12 protein-coding genes are annotated in these 18,443 nt (G+C 41.2%); 10 read left to right on the top strand and 2 right to left on the bottom strand.

What is annotated here, in order from left to right; genetic code table 11:
• Positions 1-44: 44 nt before the first annotated feature.
• Positions 45-908 (top strand): aminoglycoside 6-adenylyltransferase, encoded by an 864-nt coding sequence (locus ACWICE_RS13325; RefSeq protein ID WP_454298553.1) that lies wholly within the window; start codon positions 45-47, stop codon positions 906-908.
• Positions 909-923: 15 nt separating this feature from the next.
• Here the strand turns inward: ACWICE_RS13325 and ACWICE_RS13320 are convergent, their stop codons facing one another.
• Together ACWICE_RS13320 and ACWICE_RS13315 are read right to left on the bottom strand one after the other, a co-directional pair.
• On the bottom strand, positions 924-1,541 hold the full coding sequence (locus ACWICE_RS13320; RefSeq protein ID WP_454298552.1) for a hypothetical protein: 618 nt from the start codon (positions 1,539-1,541) through the stop codon (positions 924-926).
• 109 nt (positions 1,542-1,650) lie between these two features.
• Positions 1,651-3,249, bottom strand: a complete 1,599-nt coding sequence (locus ACWICE_RS13315; protein WP_454298551.1) for a Na+/H+ antiporter — start codon at positions 3,247-3,249, stop codon at positions 1,651-1,653.
• Between the two features lie 41 nt (positions 3,250-3,290).
• Between ACWICE_RS13315 and rlmF the strand changes: the two genes are divergently transcribed.
• The 9 genes from rlmF (at position 3,291) to ACWICE_RS13270 (ending at position 18,439) form a co-directional block, all read left to right on the top strand.
• Positions 3,291-4,175 carry a 23S rRNA (adenine(1618)-N(6))-methyltransferase RlmF gene (gene rlmF, locus ACWICE_RS13310; protein WP_454298550.1) on the top strand — a complete coding sequence of 295 codons (885 nt, stop codon included), beginning with the start codon at positions 3,291-3,293 and terminating at the stop codon, positions 4,173-4,175.
• 465 nt (positions 4,176-4,640) lie between these two features.
• The gene (locus tag ACWICE_RS13305; RefSeq protein WP_454298549.1) at positions 4,641-7,604 is read left to right on the top strand and encodes a SusC/RagA family TonB-linked outer membrane protein; all 2,964 of its coding nucleotides are present in this window, start codon (positions 4,641-4,643) and stop codon (positions 7,602-7,604) included.
• Positions 7,605-7,610: 6 nt separating this feature from the next.
• Entirely contained in the window at positions 7,611-9,116 is a 1,506-nt protein-coding gene (locus ACWICE_RS13300; RefSeq protein ID WP_185217546.1) for a RagB/SusD family nutrient uptake outer membrane protein, read from the top strand.
• An 11-nt stretch (positions 9,117-9,127) separates the two neighbouring features.
• A complete protein-coding gene (locus ACWICE_RS13295) occupies positions 9,128-10,228 on the top strand; it encodes a fasciclin domain-containing protein (protein ID WP_185214217.1) in 1,101 nt (366 codons plus the stop codon).
• 24 nt (positions 10,229-10,252) lie between these two features.
• A complete protein-coding gene (locus ACWICE_RS13290; RefSeq protein WP_185217547.1) occupies positions 10,253-11,344 on the top strand; it encodes a DUF5007 domain-containing protein in 1,092 nt (363 codons plus the stop codon).
• A gap of 11 nt (positions 11,345-11,355) precedes the next feature.
• Positions 11,356-14,517, top strand: a complete 3,162-nt coding sequence (locus ACWICE_RS13285) for a SusC/RagA family TonB-linked outer membrane protein (protein ID WP_185214215.1) — start codon at positions 11,356-11,358, stop codon at positions 14,515-14,517.
• 5 nt (positions 14,518-14,522) lie between these two features.
• On the top strand, positions 14,523-16,067 hold the full coding sequence (locus tag ACWICE_RS13280; protein ID WP_313261262.1) for a RagB/SusD family nutrient uptake outer membrane protein: 1,545 nt from the start codon (positions 14,523-14,525) through the stop codon (positions 16,065-16,067).
• Between the two features lies 1 nt (position 16,068).
• Complete coding sequence (locus ACWICE_RS13275; RefSeq protein ID WP_454298548.1) at positions 16,069-16,824, top strand: hypothetical protein; 756 nt, start codon at positions 16,069-16,071, stop codon at positions 16,822-16,824.
• Between the two features lie 4 nt (positions 16,825-16,828).
• Positions 16,829-18,439, top strand: a complete 1,611-nt coding sequence (locus tag ACWICE_RS13270; RefSeq protein ID WP_454298547.1) for a DUF5008 domain-containing protein — start codon at positions 16,829-16,831, stop codon at positions 18,437-18,439.
• The last annotated feature ends 4 nt before the right edge of the window (positions 18,440-18,443 follow it).

The raw sequence follows: 18,443 nt of genomic DNA, 5'->3' as shown, positions 1-18,443 counted from the left end.
AGCATTGGGATTTTTTTGTTAACTTAAAATCTGAGGAAATGCCCATGAAAGCAAGAGATGAAAAATTAGCAGCAATTAAGGCTTGGACCAGAAGCAATGAAGACATTCGAGCAGCATTGCTGACGAGCTCCTTGGTCAACCCCTTGGCTCCAGTAGATGATTTCTCTGATTTGGACATCGAGCTTGTTTTCCTTGATCCTACACCCTATCTAGAATCTAAGGATTGGATTGATCTTTTTGGAGATCCCCTGAATGTTTACGAGGAAGGAATTGAAGCCTTTGACGGGAAGCATGCCATGAAGATGGTGCAATATTGGGATGGGGTAAAAGTTGATTTCAAGATCTATAGCGTGGAGCAATTTAAAGCTGAAGTATTGGCTGATGAACTTCCTGAGGATTGGGATATCGGTTATGAAATCTTGATCGATAAGGAAGGTCTTTGCAAAGGTTTACAGCATCCGACCTATGAGGTCAGTATTATCAAAGAACCTACTGAAGAAGAATTCCAAAAGATCGTTGCGGATTTCTTTTGGGATGTGACCTATCTTCCGAAATGTCTGGTCCGTGGGGACCTGTTCTACCTCAAGTTTATGGTTGAAAAGATCATTCGGGTTGAATATTTTATCCCTATGATCGAATGGTATATCGGTAGTAGAAATCAATGGGACGTGACAACGAATAAGTATGGTCGACTGTTCAAGAAATACCTAAACACAGCGGAATGGGAAGAATTGGGAGCAACTTTTGCCGGGGCGGATATGGAAGAAAACTGGATAGCCTGCGGCAAATTGATCGATATCTTTGATAGAATGGCTCAAGCTGTTTCAAAGGTCCAAGGATACTTCTATGATCTGGATAAAGCTAATGCTACAAAAGAGTTTTTCAACATCCATAATCCAAAAAAATAGTGCAAATAACTACCCTTATGTATCATAAGAGTAGTCATAGCCTATAACTTTCCATTTTCCATCAATCAATTCGAGAAAGTATACAAAACCATGCCCGCACATTATTCCACAGTGGTAATAGGTGTGGATCAAAGCTTTTTTCTTATCAGCAGTGAACAGTGGCTTTTCGAAAGAATAGAATTCAATGAGGTATGCCAAATTGTTATGTTTGCCGTTCTGTATTGGTTTCAAGATTTTGGACAACTTGGTATAGTTGGGGTAATCTTCAGTATCCAATAATTGGGTTTGATAGGCATTGAAATCTTTTATGTCACTGGATAGTTTCTCGGATGCCAACTCAAGAACAGATAGCTGAGACTCCATATCAAATTCGCTACCTAAGCTGGAATTGTAGTATCCTCTCCCAAACTTAGGATCGTAGAATTTAAGATCTAAATTTTTATCAAGAACATACCTTGCTGTATCAAATTCAACCACCGCATCCACAACCTTGGAGAATTCAGCTCCAATTGGGGAATAAGTCGGAAATACGCTTTCTAAGAACTCTTTCCCTGAGATATTATTTGTTTCCTTTTTCTGCCTACATGCCACCATCAATATGATTAGCAATGTATAAATCCCGAACCTTTTCATAATCCTTACCTTTTGTATTGATATGATGAAAAAGTAAACTGGATTGCATAAAGTAAACGATGGATAAAAAGGAAATTCTATCCAACAGGGTAAAAATCCTTTTCTTCTTTTATCTCCTATTCAACCTGGATTCCTCTAGATCGAGATTATGTTCCAAAGACTTCAATATAGATTCGTCATAATTCTTTTCGCTGACCAAGGTATAGATTACATCCCTCCTCACATTGATCAGATCCTGCATCACCTGCTTATACAGCCCCCTTTCATTCGCAATCTTGATCTTCGACTCGCTACTTAAGTTGGTGGCGGTAGATTCTAAGCTGCGCTTTAAAGATAGATTAATAGCTTTTACGGTATTGCTTTCTTCGAGCTCTGTAGCATACTTAGTTTTTAGCAATTCCATTTCTTCCTTCACTAATCGATATCTGATAGCTTCTATCTGTGCCTCCTCTGGAATCTCTGAGGACTTTCCATCTAGATTGACCAATTTGATCAGCCAAGGCAAACTTAAGCCCTGCACGACCAAGGTTATCAAAATGACCACGAAGGTGATGAATAGGATCAGGTTACGGTGCGGGAAATGCTGGCCACTGGAAGCATAGATCGGAATCGCCAAGGCAGAGGCTAAGGATACCACACCGCGCATTCCAGCCCAACCTAAGATCAATGGCATTTTCCATCCTGGTGATGGTTCTTTCTTACGGACCTTAGGAAATATCCGGGGAACATAATTGACGATATAAATATATGCGATTCGGATTACAATGATTACCAAAGTGATGATCAGTGCTATTTCAATCGCCCAAGAGGTGGATACGCTTTCTATACCATCAATGATAATGGGAAGTTCCAAGCCAATCAAAATAAACACAAAACCATTCAATAGGAATCCGACGGTTTCCCAGACCTCACGCGTCTGGATCCGGGTATTATAATCCATGTAGTCTTTGGATCGATAGGAAAGGAACAATCCACCGGAAACCACGGCCAATACACCTGACCATTCGAAGTGCTCCGCAACGATGTACATAATGTAGGGCGCGATCAGGGTGATCGGAGTAGTTATGCTGGATGCTTTGGCAATGTATTTCAAGAAATAGAATAGGATATTGGCGATGACCAGTCCCACGAATACTCCCATAACGGCGAGTAAAAAAAATCCAACCACTGCTTCCTGCATGGTAAAAGCTCCGGTCATAATGACCGCCAAAGCCATCCTGAATACCGTTAGGGAAGCTGCATCATTGACCAAGCTCTCTCCTTCCAACAAAGTGACCCCACGCTTTGGCATGCTCACTCCCTTGAGGACAGAAGTTGCCGCAACAGCATCGGGAGGAGAAATAATACCGCCCAATAGGAATCCTAATGCAAGCGTAAATCCCGGAATTAAATTGACAGATAAATATGCAACAGCTATGGAAGTAACAAAGACAAGTCCGAAGCCCATGGTCAGGATAGACCTGCGGTTGCTCCAGAAACTATTCCATGAGGTATACCATGCTGCTTCAAATAATAAGGGCGGCAGGAAAACCAAAAACACCACATCGGGGTTTATACTGAACTCGGGTAATCCTGGAATCAAGGAAATCGCTAATCCACCGATTACCAACAAGATAGGATAAGAAATCTTGAATCGCTGAGAAACTACAAATAGCATGGACATGAAAAAGAAGAGAATCATGACCAATAAAATATTGGATTCGATCATATTTACTTAATTAATAGATATCTTTGTGCACAGTAAAAATAATGGAAAAAAACTCAAAAAATCTACACCCGCGCAATAAGTTCAATCAGGATTATGACTTCAAGAAACTGATCAAACATGTTCACCAATTGAAGAAACACATCGTTGTACTTCCTGATGGCCGTCAATCCCTAGACTTTAGAGATCCTGAATCTGTTTTCCTTTTGAACAAAGCTTTATTGGAATCAGAATACAAGGTCAACAACTGGGACCTATTGAACGGCAGCCTCTGCCCTTCCATTCCGGGTAGATTGAATTATATCCATTATTTAGCTGACCTCATCCAGCCTAAAAACCCTAAGAAAGTCAATGTGCTGGATATTGGCACTGGCTCTAGTCTTATTTACCCTATTCTAGGCTTCTTGGAATACCATTGGAACTTTGTGGCATCCGATACCCACATCCCTTCCATACAGCATGCCCACAAGATCCTGAATGACAATCCTTATCTGAAAAAAGGAATCAAGATAAGACAGCAAGAGAACAGTGACCATATCCTGAAAGGAATTATTCAACCCAATGAATATTTCGACGCCATACTTTGTAATCCCCCATTCTACAAATCGCGTGAAGACTATAGGCAGACGGTCCTAAAGAAAAACCAGAAGCTCCATCAGGAAGCTGAAAGCACGAAAACCAATTTCCAAGGTCTTTCGAACGAGCTTTGGTTCCCAGGTGGTGAAAAGAAGTTCATTAGTAACATGATCTATGAAAGCTTTGACTTAAGAGATCAAATTGGTACATGTTCGGTTCTGGTCTCAGATAAAGACAACCTGAAGCCGTTAAAAGCTATCCTCGAATACCACAAAACAGAGGGGGTAAAAGTGACACAAATGAATCAAGGCAACAAGATAAACAGAATTCTTTCTTGGCAGTTGAATAAATAAGACCAAAGTTTAGTTTAACTTTTCTATGTTACAATAGATCTAAATCCACTTTAACGTTAAAGCAGATTTGGACAGGAATCTTTATTTTTTTAAAAAAAATTTGCTAAAACGTTTTTAATTTATAAATTAGTCTTGACCATTAACAAAACTAATACTAACAGTCACTTTATGAACTTATTTTTACCTACAACAACCTGCAATTTATTTTCCGGCTAATTAAAGGAAATCTTGTTTAATTTTTACCCAAACTAAACACAATTAACCATTGCTGTACTGGAATCCTATTACCCAAAAACTTTAAATTATGAACCAAAAAAAATTGCATTTAAACTTTATGAGCAGTTAACGGATTTAAAGCAAAGCCTTCTATTTCCCTTTTACTGACCGAATAGCTCCCTTCTGGATTTGCTATCCGAAACCTACTAGTATCTACTATTTTACTAACCTATAAACAGCACTACAAATATGAGTGTATTATGGAAGTTTAAATCGTTATTGATTTTTATGTCTATGTCCGTGGGGCATGCGCATAGTCATAACGTTGATTTTGCCAACCTATCCCTGCAGGACACAACCGAAACGGATTCTATTCCTACAGTCGATACCTTGGCGGAGTTAAAGCCACTTTATGAACTGGACCTACCTAAGTTCAACAACCTTCGGAACATGAAAGCCAATTCGCTGATTACTGCCAATAGTTTGCAGCAGTATATCAAAGGTGAATTACCAGGCGTCTATGTTTCTGAATCAAGCGGTGAGCCTGGAAGTAATATCCAGATGTTCGTGCGCGGTATCAGTAAACCTATCCTGAGCAATAGGGATATTTACAATACCCAACCCTTGGTCGTTCTAGATGGTGTTCCCTTAATCGGAGAACATCCTTTTGCGTTTGATGTGCAAAACTATGACATCGAACGTATCGGAACCGAAAACAACCTCCTGGGCAACATTGATTTCGACAACATCCAAAGCATCAAGGTATTAAAAGACCTTTCGGCAGTTGCAACCTATGGTCCGCTTGGGGCTAACGGAGTCATTGAGATCACGTCGAGGAAGACTGAAGGTGATGGCGACAAAAGAATAACGGTAAACAGTTATATCGGAATGTCTCAACGCCCTCGTGTCACTACCATAAACGGTGCCTATGAAAATTCCTTTAGGAAGCAATTTTATGACCTCTACACCACCAATGGTAAATACAACCAGGACGATGTCTATCCAATCTATTTAAGTGACTCCTTAAATAACGATTACTATGGACCATCAAACTGGTCTGATAGCTATTATTCCAATGGACTGAACCATGGTGTCAATGCCAATATCTCTGGTGGTCAGCCTCGTGCTACCTTCCAGTTCTCTCTGGGAAATGTGAAAACCTCAGGAGTAGCGGATGACACTAAATTTGACAAGTACAATGCTCGTTTCTTCTTGAACCTGAGACCTTTCAAATGGCTAAACTTTGAAACCCTTTTCAATGCTTCGCGATTGAACAGGGACCGCAACAGAAACTTGCGCAACAGATTTGCCATGATGGGTTATCTTCCTGACCTAGGTGCTCCACTTGCTCCTAACAAGGAAGTTTATGATTCCTATCTAAAGGAATTCGACAAGAGCTTTGACAATAACTTCAGCAATATCCTGGAAGGATTCTTCCGTTTACAGGTAAATGTTGGAGCCTTAAAGATCCGTAGCAAGTTTGCCGTTGATTACAACGAAGGCTACCGCGACCTTTTCTACCCAAGCACCATCTTAGAGAAAAGTAATTTCGCTTCTAACTACTATGGTTACAATCAACGCTTATTGGTGGACAACCAAGTTTCTTACGATATAGAAAACGATGCAAACTATTTCTATTTCGAAGCTGGCAACACCTTGATGTGGGATACCTATAAATACAACTATGCCTATGCATACAAAGGTGTCAATGACTTCATCAAACTTAACCTATTGGAGTCAGATCCAAACAATGGGAACTATCTAAATCCTACTGCTTTCCCTAGACAATTGGTCTATAAGTTCTTGGACAGAACCAAGCACAACATGGTCAATCTATACGGTAAAGCATCTTATACCTATAATGAATCCTATACCGCTGCATTGACACTTCGTTACGATGCATCATCAAATGCACAACCGACTACAAGATGGTTCTTCTCTCCTATCCTAGCCTTAGGATGGAATGCGAAGAATGACTTCATGAAGGACAACGAATCCGTTAGCCTATTTAATATCAGAGCCAGCGTAGGAAGGATGGGTCACTATAATCTGTATGATAATTACGGACAAGGACCTAGCTATACTTCAGAAATTGGCTATACCGGTAATGCAATCGTTCCGGGATACAATGGCTTTGCGGCATTGGTTCGTCCATATAATATAGGCTGGGTGGGATATGACCTTCCTTGGAGCTATTCGGATAACCTGAACTTAGGTTTTGACCTAGGTTTCAAGAACCGCGATATCCAAGTTTCCCTTGATGCCTACCTTCGCGACAGCAAAGATCAGTTGATCATGTTGCCAGGTAAGAAAGACTTCGGTTATGACTATCAATATGAAGCTGGAATGGATGTCCGCAATATGGGTATCGACCTTACTGCTTCAGGAAATGTAGTACAAAATGACAAGATCATCTGGAACACCGGGTTAGTATTAGGCGTAAACACAAATAAGCTATTGGCATTGCCAAATAACCTGGATGAAATCGAAGTAAACGACCGATTATTGAAAGTTGGTGAGAGAATCGATGCCTTCTGGTTATATGAAAACAACGGAATGTACCAAACAGACCAAGAAGTTCCGCAATCTGGCGGTCAACGAATGACCTACAATGGTATCATCTTGAAAGCTGGTGATCCAATCTGGTCTGATACCAATGGGGATAACCAGATCAGCAAAGAGGATAAAGTCCTACAAGGCAACATCATCCCTAAGCTTAGCGGTTCATGGAACAATATGGTTGCTTACAAAAACTTTGACTTGAACCTGAACTTCTACTTCAACCTTGGAAGAAAGATTGTCAACCAAGAGATGTCAAACCGTTTCAACTTTATTGAAAATGAGAATGCCAGCAGCATAAATTCCATCAAAGAGATCACCTACTGGGAGAAAAGAGGGGATTATGATCAATATCCACTTTACAACCCATGGTCATCCGTTGCGCCATTCCAAACCAATCAATCCCTATTCCTTGAGGATGGTTCTTTCTTGAAACTTAGAACAGTAACCTTAGGCTATAATTTCAGGGATATCGTTGGAAACCGTTTAGGCCAAAAGGGAGATTTATATGTCTATTTATCTGCCAACAATTTATTTACTGTCAGCAAATATTCTGGAAGGGATCCAGAACTGGTGAATTACATGGGTTACGACCAAGGTTATTCCCTTCCGATTCCAAGAACATTTGCCTTAGGATTCAAACTTAAACTGTAACCGATCATGAAAAGAATATTAATCATTTTAATCGTATTGAGCCAAGTTTTCGTGTCCTGCAAGAAAATGCTGGACATCAATTCCACTCGATTGGTTTCAGAAGAAAATATGTGGCTTAGCATGGAGGATTCCAGAGCGGCCCTAATGGGAGTTTACGGATTGACCAAATCCGCCCTGAATGATAACAATGCACATTGGATCTATGGCGATGTACGTTCCGGAGAGTTCTCCGTGCCTATCCGCCAAGACTTGAAAGCTATCGCCAAACACGACCTGAATGCTTCTTTCGGTGTAATGAACGACCTAAAGAGCTGGAGACGTTGGTACGCAGTAGTGAATGCTGCCAATATCTTCCTAGAACGAATCCAGGAGGTAAAGGACAATGACCAACGCTATACCAACAACAATATGGTGGTGGATATCGCACAAGCCCGTTTCCTACGTGCCTTTGCCTATTTCTATATGGTACGCATTTGGGGAGACGTTCCATTGATCGTCTCTTCTAAAGAAGGTACTTTTGATGATCAACCTCGCGAAGATCAGAGCAAGATATTGGCCTTTGTAGAACAGGAATTGCAAAAGGCAGCAGATGATCTTCCGTTCCTTTTTAGCTCCAATGACCCGCAGCAACAAGGAAATTACTACAACGAATCCAACAGCAGATGGGACGGCGCCTTAGCTCGTAAAACTACAGCTTATGCCATTTTAGCCCATGTTGCAGCCTGGCAGAGTAATTACCCTGATGCTGCAGCATACGCTAAATTTGTTATCGACAATCAACAGAAAGGTAGCTTGACTTTACTCCCTACCAATAACCTAACAGATCCAAATGGATTCTTCTACGATAAAAACCGGAATCAGTTATTAGGTTTCGGACATATCTACAACCATGTGGAAGGTTCCTTTACAGGGCACATTGAAGAGTTAACCTTGGCATCGCCCGTGGTAAACAAAAGTATCCCGGATATGTACATGTCCAAAGACAAGATCCTTTCCATCTTCAATGAATCTACTGATGAACGCTTCTCTGCTGATACCCTAGGAAATCCTGTAACCGAGGTTTATTTCAAAAACTTCAATGGACAGTATCCTATCTTCAGCAAAGTGAAATGTATCATGGGTGGAGTAACAGACCCAACATTCAGGTTCTATTCCAGTGCCACCATTATCACCCGTCTTGAAGACATGTACCTATTGCGTGCAGAATCATTGGCGGTAATTGGTGAGCAAGCAGGAGCAATCGACCTATTGAATACCATCCGCGAAAGAAGAGGGCTTACGAACTATTCAGCAGCGAAAAATGGAGACTTGATCGATGCGATCTTCCAAGAAAGAAACCGGGAGCTGATGGGTGAAGGGCATCGTTGGTACGATATGGTCAGACAGTACAAGATCAAGAATGACAATTCAGATTTGAGCAATCTGATCCGTTCCAAAGGACAATATTGGCCGATCTCTGCCCAAGTCTTGACCCAGAACAAATTATTAACCCAAAATGAATATTGGAAATAAACCGTATAACCATGAAAGTCAACAATCTATTTTATAGTTTACTCTCCTTGATTTTGGTTAGCGGATGCACCAAAGACAATGGATATTACAACGAGACGGTAAATAAGGTGACTTATGATGGTACTATTTTGGAGTACCTTCAAAGTAAGCCCGGCGTTTTTGACTCCCTACTGAAAGTATTGGATCGCACAAAAATGCAAGCTGTGCTCGCTTCTAATGATAAATACACCTTCTTTGCACCAACTAACCAGAGCTTTCAATTAGCAATCGAAAACCTCAACAATACCCGCAAAGAATCGGATAAACCTTTGGAATATTTATCCAATGTGGACCTCCTACAATTGGATACCATGATGGCTCAATACCTGATCAAAGGCTTCTACCCTAGTGATTCCATGATGATGAAAGATGGAATCCAACTGCATGACTACAAATTCAAAAGAACGATGAACGCTAAATTAACCACAGCGACCTCATCAGGATTTGAAAGCGGCGGCCCTAAGGTCATTGAATACTCGGACACCAAGAATAGTCAGTTCACCAGAAACTGGATTACCGCAACCACTGCTTCCATCAATATCGAAGCAAAGAACGGGATGATCCACGTTGTTTCTCCAAACCATGTTTTCGGTTTCAACGACTTTGTGACCCGATTGACCTACATCCCACCTCCACCAAACTTATTTGTAACCGTAGGAGGTAAATTCTCGGTATCACGCGAAAACGATGGTGGTGTCAATGCAGTAGAAGCTTCAAAATATGTGTTTGATGGCAACCCAGAAACCAAGTACCTGTTAGGTAGCTTCGGTGGTAACTGGATGCAAGTAGAACTAAACACAGCAACTGCAGCTAACTCCTATACCCTAACCTCAGCCAACGATGCGGTTGAAAGGGATCCAATTGACTGGACCTTGACAGCATCTGATGATGGAGAAAACTGGGTAACACTGGATTCTAAATCAGGCGAAGAATTTACATCGAGGTTCCAACAAAGGGTCTTCTGGATCAATAACACCAAAGCATACAAGTTTTACAGGTTAAATGTACAACGCGTTCGTTCTGGAGATCTATTCCAATTGGCCGACTGGAGCGTAAATAAAGGAACTAAATAATCTATTAACCTTAATTGAAGAAAAATGAAAATCAAAAATAGTATCCGATTGCTCTGTCTCTTTATAGGGAGTTATGGATTATTTACTGCATGTTCGAAAATGTACGACCTTCCTGAAGACAGGGATTTTATAAGCGAAAACATCAATTATATCATCAAGATCATTGAGCCTACCCTAGGCAGGAACAATGTCTTTACCTCCCTATCTGAGGACAACTCTACCCTACCGATGAAGTTTGAAATTGTCAATGCTAGGTATGGAGACGGTCGTCCAGTGACAGACCTATTTACCAAAGTCCAAACCTATGAATGGATCCAGGAATATGATGGCAAGGAAAAATCCCTAGCTGAAATTGAGGCGAAGAGAAGATTGGTTGAAAAACCAGCATTCGAAGTAGACAGCAATGGCCGAATGATTTTATGGGCAGGGGCAACAAATGCGATCATCAAACCAAGACCTGTCGATACGGTCTTGAAAACACAAGATATCCGTTTCTTTGACCTGAAGGTTCAGAACTCAGGCGGTACACAGATCATCAAGGATTTCCAATTTATCCCTTGGCGTGAGATCCCTTATTTTCCATCGACGGACATCAATCCCTATACAGGAGGAAAAGCTCCAGATCCACTGCGGCCTAAGGATACCACCAGACAGGATTATATCATCCCAAGTTTCTTAAACAATGTAATTGGCGAAAGAACCCAATTGCCTTTGGTCAACAATAACATCCAAAAAGATGTGGTAGTTTACATCCGTCCATTTTCTGGCGGCAAAGGCAACAGCTTACGTTTCAAGTTCATGGGTGCTGACGGTAAGTTTATCAATCCCGTGAAATTCAATGAAACCAGATGGGACTTCTTAGTTCATGGATTCAATAAAGTGATGACCCCCGAATATGTGCAATATGATGTGGCTTATCCGATTCCATTGACGCCTTATCGCACAGACTTTTCAGATGCGGGCGGGGCACATGTGTCATTCTCTTATTCTCGATTGGGATTTGGAGGCGGGCGCACAGTGGGTCAATTTGGACTGAACTTCGCGATCTATAAAAAGGGAGATTGGGAAATTGTTTTCCATTTCCGTAATCAGAACCCAAAATTCGAGGATGAATAAACCTTAGCCTTATGAAATTACAGAAACTAATCATATTAATCTTAAGCATTTTTAGCCTACAATTTGCTTATGCTCAAAACCAAAACCTGCGTGGTCGAGTGGTTGATGAGTCTAATAACGGTATTGCCGGCGTAACAGTAGTGAATGCGGCGACCAATAGGGCTATTACGGCAACAGACGACAACGGTAACTTTGGCGTGAGTGTAGCCCCGAACACGGCTTTAATTTTTAAAGCTGTAGGTTTTAATCAAAGAAGAGTAACAGTAAGAGCCAACCAAACAACTCTAACCGTTCAGATGAGCTCTACACAGGACCAGGTAGAAGAAGTCGTGGTCCGTGGATATGTGGCCCGTAAAAAGGAAAATACCACAGGATCTTCTTTCACCCTTGGAGAAAAGGACATCCGTGACGTCCCTACTGCCAACCTTGAGCAATTGATGCAAGGTAAGGTTCCGGGACTGAACGTACAGGTAAATACAGGTGCTCCAGGATTTAGGGGCTCTACCCAAATCCGTGGTCTATCGACTCTTTCCACAACAGGTTCTGGTAGCGAGTCCATCTTGATGCCTACATCTCCCCTATATGTAATCGATGGGGTTCCGATGGATGCCGATAGAGCTTCAGAATTCGGTCTACAACAACAAGGGCCGGGTATCTCGCCGCTGTCCTTGATCCCACCTGAGGATGTACAAAGCATCGAAATCTTGAAAGATGCTCAAGCAACGTCACTTTATGGTTCTCAAGGTGCCTACGGGGTAATCATTATCACCACAAAACGTGGTAATTCTCCCGTGCCTAGAATCAACTATACACACAGTACCTTCTTGAAGACTCCACCAAAATTGAGAGAGACCTTAGGAGGTAATCTAGAACGCCAAATCAAAATCTGGCAAATTATCAATAACGCGAGAACACAAGCCGAAATTGACAGGATCATGCAAACCCCAATGCTTGCAGATAGTTTGAATGCATTCTTCAATAACTCGACTAACTGGCAATCCCTTTATTACCAGAATACATTCAACCAAAACCACAACTTGAGTTTGGATGGTGGTAATGAAATCCTTTCCTATAAATCCAACTTGGGTTATTATGGTGAAACCGGGGTAATCAAGAATACAGGCTTCAACCGCTATTCAGCTAACTTGAGAATGGATTACCGTCCTACAAAACGCTTTGAGTTTACAGGACAGGTATTTGCTCAGTTAGGTAAACAGAATAAAGGTGATGGTACAGGTATCCTTCAAACAGGGGTATCAACGGGTGGTATGAACTCTACCCTATTGCCTCCTCCAGGATTCTTCTCGGCAGACAATGATTATATCGCGGCCATTAGAACCAAAAATGACAACAGTTCCAAATTGATCCGTCCTTATGTGGAAGGTAAATTTGAGATCCTTCCTGGACTGAGATTACAATCGGCCATGAGTTATGAATTCGCCTCTAACAATGAAGACAAATTCACTCCAGCTGCAGCTGCAGGCCAGTTCTCAGAAGTGTATTCATTCGCAGGTCGCGAATCAAACCTATACAACAGAAATATCCTGAACTATACCAAGGATATCAATGAGGACCACAACATCTTTATCAACTTGTTCAATGAGGTAAGACATAACCAACGTCAAAATACCATCACCAAACAGGCTAGAACTCCAAATGATCAATTCGAAGGTCCTTTAGGTTTCGATGGTTATTTCTCTAGAGGCGGTGGTGTTCTGTCCAACTTCAGAAATGAGAAAGCGCTATCCTTTGCCCTAGCGACTACCTATAGTTACAAAAGCAAATATATCCTAGATCTATCCTATCGTTTGGATGGTTCCTCTGCCAATGGTTTCAAGAACCTATATACCAAGAATCCAGCAGTCGGAGTTCGTTGGAATGCGCACCATGAAGAATGGATCAAATCCCTTCCATGGATCAATCTTGCATCCCTTCGCTTTACATGGGGTGTAAACGTAATGCCAACCAGTACATTGGAACGTATCTATGGTAAATATGATATTTCAGGTCTTTACAATCAGATCAATGGTATCGGTATCAATTACGAATTTATTCCAAATCCAAACTTGTTACCAGTTACCTCCATGCAGTATAACTTAGGGGTAGACCTTACCTTCCTGAACAACAAAATTGAGATTATTTACGATACTTATTACAAGAAAGTGGACAACCTATTGTTTGAATCTTTCTTGAACAATACCTCTGGATTTGACAAGCTTAATTCCAATGATGCTGGACTAGCAAACTATGGACATGAGATTGCCTTAAACTTCCGTCCTCTTTCTGTAAACAGTCCTTTCAACTGGACCCTGTCCTTCAATGGTGCTTACAACCAAGACATCTTGTTGCAGTTGCCTTCAACCTTTAGAGGACAAGCCATCAAATGGGATACTCAATCAGATAAATTGCACATGGTAAACCGCGTAGGTACCTCAGCCCTATCAAATTACTTGTTAGAAAATATCGGTGTATATGCGACAGATGCTGATGTACCAGTTGATCCTGCTACTGGCCTTCGCTATCGTACTGCTGATGGAACATTCTTCCAAGCTGGAGACCCAATCTATGTAGATAGGAACGGAGATTATATCTTAGACAACCGTGACTATGCACGTGCTGGCAATACACAACCATTATGGACTGGTGGTATGCAAAACACCTTGAATTACAAAAACTTCCAGTTATCTGTCTATGCTTCATACACAGCAAAGAGAACCATTTTGAACTATGCTTTAGCACAACGCCTAAGCCTATACAATAATCCTTACGGAGGTAATTTGGTGGGTGGTCAAAGTAATGGAGCCAATTCCATCGTCCCTATTGAAAACCTAGATATCTGGTTGAAGGACGGTGATATTGCCAAGTATCCTTACCCATACGACTTCTCTAGAAATGCCAGCGTTCAACCTTTCCGTTATGATCAAACTCTATGGGAAGAAAACGGTAGCTATTTCAAGATCAACAACATCATCTTCGCTTATGTATTCGATCGTGATCTGTTGAGGAGATTTAAACTAGACCGTTTCCGTATCTATGCTTCTATGGACAATGTGTACACCTTCTCTTCGTATTCTGGGCCAAACCCTGAAAACGTAACGAGCTTAGGCCGCGATGCATCAAACGGATATCCAGTACCAAGAACTTACACCCTAGGCTTCAACCTTTCATTCTAATGACTATGAAAAAATTGATAAAAAATAAATTAGCTGTAATTGGACTTGGGATTGCCTTAGGGTTCAGTAATTCCAGCTGTAATAAATATCTAACCGTAGAACCCATAGACCGATTGACAGGTAACAATTATTACCTATCTCAACAGGATGTGGAAGCTAATATGGCCTTTATGTACGCAAAGTTCTTTGAAAAGATCAATGAAACATGGGTAATGGGTGCCATTGGAGAAGCAAGGTCTGGAGAAATATTTGTTTCCGACGGTGCCAATAACTTCAGTCAGCGTAAGGTCGTAGAGGCATTGGGCAAAAATCAGTTACCAACAGCTATGTATTCCACGCAGTTCGATTGGTATAAATTATATGTGATCACCGATTGGAAAAAGTATTATCAAGTGATCCAAAGTGCCAATATTTTAATTGAAAAATTAGAAGAAGGTATCCCTGGAGTTACCGGATCAGACCAGAGCAGATACATTGCTGAAGCAAAGTTCATCCGTTCATTCACCTACTTCTGGATGGTCAGGTTATATGGTGATGTTCCATATTATACCGATGCTTACCATACGGAACCACTGCCTCGTGAAAATATGGTATCTGTATTGAATAAGTGTATCGCAGACTTAACACCGCAAAAAGATCTAATGCCTTGGTCATTGAATGATCCAGGACTTAGGGGAGCCAGACCAGCAAAAGGTGCCATTATCGCATTATTGATGCACATGAACATGTGGAATTCTAGCTTCGATCCAGGCAACAAACAAAAATACCTAACAGAGGCTGCTGCTTTAGGAAAGCAATTGATCGACAGCAAACAACATAAATTGGTTGCTCCATTCACCGATCAGAACTGGGCAGTGGTTACTAAAGGTAGAAGTGAGGAATCTCTTTTTGAGTTCTACAAGAGTATCAACTATGGCGACAATGTGGAAGCATTAGCTCCATTTTGGGATCACTTCTTGCGTTGGCCATATAAATTCCCTCGCTTTGACAACCAGTTGAGTCACTGTTATTTTATTTCCTCTTACATGAACCAGATCTTCCCGGAAGGCGATGCCGATAAGAGAAGAGAAATGTGGTTTGAAGATATTACTTCAGACAATGGAAGATTTGTGTTAAGGAAATTCGGAACCAACGTGTATGCTTCTGGAAACGAAGATAAAAACCCAGACAATACCTTTAGTATTTTCCGTTATGCAGATGCGATCTTACTTTATGCAGAGGCTTCTGCTGAATTAGGCAAAGATGCAGATGCAATAGCAGCAGTGAACATGGTTCGCGATCGTGCTCAAGCTGCCCGCTACGGCGGTGGCGGTGGTGCTGACCTGAAAAACTTCATATTCCTAGAAAGAGAAAGGGAATTGATCGGTGAAGGCATTCGTTATTTTGACCTTATCCGTACCCGAAGGATCTTAAGCTCTGAGTGGACCATGTCCCCGCTTACACTGGATCAATACAACCGCGGTGGTTGGACTTGGCCTATCGACCCATCGGCCTTGAACAACAACCCGTACATGAAATTAAATGAATACTGGACTACAATTGGACGATAAGATGAAAAAGATATTTAAACCCCTACACATCGCTCTTTTCCTTTTCGGAATCCTGTTTATAAGCGCCTGTAGTAAAGACGATTATTACGAGGATGGTGGATTGGCAAAGGCTGAATTTAATGGAACCATATTGGAATACCTGGAATCTAAACCGGTATTATTTGATTCCCTAGTCCAAGTAATCAAACTTGCTGGACTGGAAAATGAATTCAAGACCAAAGAGTTTACCTTTTTTGCTCCCTCGGATCCGGATATCAAGCAATTGATCGGAACTATTAGAACCAGTGGTTCACTCAATACCTACCTATTTAATATGGGTCTGGATACCATCCAAAAGTTGAGTGATATTGATTCTGCTATCTGGAGAAAAAACTTGCTGCGCTATATGTTCAACGGAAAGAACAAACTGGCGGACTACCCACAGATCGATTATTCGCTGATGGGCACCTATCCAGGTCAAAACTACATTTCGCAATCGGGTAATGTATCCAATATTGGAGTGGTATTCAATGATATTATTCAGATGAGTGGAACTACGGAAGTATCCAGATTGAAATATAAAGGCTACAGACAACTGCACCTCTCTTATTTCCCTGATCCATCAAACCCTGATGTTTATGTGACGTATCCCGTGGCGACCTCTGACATACAGCCCAACAATGGCATAATCCACGTCTTGGATTATAATAAAAGCTTTTTTGGATTGTATCCTGGATCGCAAGAAATGATAGAAGATGTTGCTCAAAGTAAACGATAAAATTATGAACAAGTTAGCTAAATATTATATATTCATATTTGCGGTCTTCGGATTGTTCTCATGCTCCAAAGAAGTGGATTACCATGCTGAACCTTATCAGGAAGGTAAACAAGCTTTGGGCATCGTGATGGAACGTACGCAAAAACCATCCCCTGAAACAGGTGGACCTGGAACCCAAGTGAAAATCAAAGTGTCGGGTCTGGCTGCCCATAAAGATAAAGCCGTATTTAACTTCAACGGTCAGAAGGCAGAGATTGTATCCATCACCGATTCTGAAATTACCGTTAAGGTGCCGGAATTCGCCAGCACGGGTATTACCAGTATCCTTATTGATGATATCATATTTTATGGTCCCAATTTCTCGGTTCAAGGAAAGGTTAAGATAGACCCTTCTTGGCAAGCAACATATGGTGCCTCTGGCGGTGGGGTATACGATTACTTACAAACCGTAGAAGAGAAAAATATCCTGATCGGTTCCTTTAACAACTATGAAAACAAAGGAAATATCAAACCGATCAATAGAATTGTCAGAACCTTTAAAAATGGACAGTTTGATGCGAGTTTCCGCCCTGGAAATGGAGTACAAGGATTCTTGAGCAGTATCATACAGATCCAAAATGCTTATTACATCGCCGGAAATTTCTCTGGTTATGATCAGCGGACCGACAATATCTCCAATTTGACCCGTATCAACTTAGTAGGACAGATCGATACCATGGCTGTAAAACCTTATCGTCCACCTCACCTACCTGATACCATCAAATACTACGCTAAATTCAATGGTGGTTTCAATGCTATGGTGAACAATATCAATGAACATAATGGCAAAATATTGGCAGTTGGTGACTTTAGATATCATATCCATAGAACTTACGGTAAACCAAACTATCTAGAGACCAGAGACTCTGTAATCCTAGATAGTACCGAGATCCGTTCTGTTGCTTTATTGAACCTGGACGGTACGCTTGACAAGACTTTCCGTTTCTCTGGAAACAAAGCATTTGCAGGTGCTAATGGACAGACCAAGGGCTTCTACCACAAAACCGGAAGCTTAAAAGGCAAAATGGTTGTTTTTGGTTCTTTTACCAGTTTCGACTCTGAACCTCATGGTTATATCGTTCGCCTGAATGCGGATGGAACTGTGGACAAAACCTTCAATGTCGGAAAAGGCGCCAATTATAAAGTGGAAAGTGTGACCTACAATGAAAAAACCGGAAAATATATGGTGAGTGGGGAATTCAACACCTTTAACGGCGTAAGTACGCCAAAATTAGTGATGCTAAATGCGAATGGATCGATTGATACCAACTTTAAAGTAAAAGCATTTAATGAAGGTGGTACCAGCAAATTTGCCTTACAGCTAGAAGATGGATTGATTGCCGTTTCAGGACACTTCCTTACTTACAATGGTATTTCAAGGACCAACTTCATGATCATCGATGCGAAAGGCGATCTAGTAAGTGGCATGAACAATACCGGTATGGTTGGCGGTTTGATCTCGAGAATGTATGAAACGCGTTCTGATGACGGTAAGCGAGCGCTCTTGTTGTTGGGTGATTTCTACAAATTCGACAACATAGACACTAGAGGTATAACTAGAATAACCATTGAATAAACTC

Source organism: Sphingobacterium sp. NPDC055346 (assembly GCF_053645235.1).
Note: the sequence above shows the minus strand (reverse complement) of the source record. Positions and strands in the feature narration are given on the sequence as shown.